This is a genomic window from Allokutzneria sp. NRRL B-24872 (assembly GCF_002155965.1).
Taxonomy (GTDB): Bacteria; Actinomycetota; Actinomycetes; order Mycobacteriales; family Pseudonocardiaceae; genus Allokutzneria.
Window position 1 is genome coordinate 1 of the sequence record NZ_MUMH01000286.1, and the last position, 741, is coordinate 741.

The 741-nt window shown below is 70.0% G+C and carries 2 protein-coding genes; one reads left to right on the plus strand and one right to left on the minus strand.

The window, feature by feature from the left end; translation table 11 throughout:
- Window positions 1–212, minus strand: a 212-nt coding sequence (locus CCN37_RS37470) for a DUF899 family protein (RefSeq protein ID WP_143262024.1), incomplete at its 3' end; no start/stop codon positions are given.
- 40 nt (window positions 213–252) lie between these two features.
- Here CCN37_RS37470 and CCN37_RS41905 point away from each other — a divergent pair.
- Window positions 253–741, plus strand: a 489-nt coding sequence (locus tag CCN37_RS41905) for a helix-turn-helix domain-containing protein (protein ID WP_246843550.1), incomplete at its 3' end; no start/stop codon positions are given.

Sequence of the window (741 nt, forward strand, 5' to 3'; positions counted from 1 at the left end):
CGCCCCTCGAAGAGGTCGAGCAGGCCGACCTCGCCGTCCGGGCCGGTGAAGCGGTAGTCCTTGTCGACGCGCACCATCGGCAGCCGCCTGCGTTCCGCGCTGAGCTGGTCGAACGCCCGGGTCAGCTCCTTCTCCCTGGCCAAGTGCTGCTTGCGCGCGGCGACCCACGCGTCCCTGCTGACGATCTCCGGTCGGTCCACGGTGTCCTCCATCCAGCGAACTTGCGTGATGCAAGCAGGCTAGGAGTACGGCTTGCATCACGCAAGTGGAAGGCGGATCATCGACGCCGTGCTGGGTCGGACCTATGAACGCGAGAACTGCTCGGCGGCGCGGGCGCTGGAGCTGATCGGCGAGCGCTGGAGCCTGTTGATCATCCGCAACGCGGTGTTCGCGGACATGCGGCGCTTCTCCGACTTCGAGCGCAGGCTCGGCGTGGCACCGAACATCCTGGCCAAGCGGCTGGACGGGTTCGTGGCCGACGGGCTGATGCGGCGCGGCGGCGACGGCGACTACCTGCTCACCGAGAAGGGCCGCCAACTCGGCACGGTGATCATCGCGCTGACCGAGTGGGGTGATCGCTGGCTGGCGCCGAAGGGCCCGCCGATCCTGTTCGAGCACGAGGAGTGCGGCGGCCCGGTGCACGTGCACGCCCGGTGCGAGGACTGCGCTGAGCAGCCCACCGCGTCCGAAGTGATCGCCGTGGCCGGTCCCGGGGCCGACCCGAACCGCCGCCCGACGCGC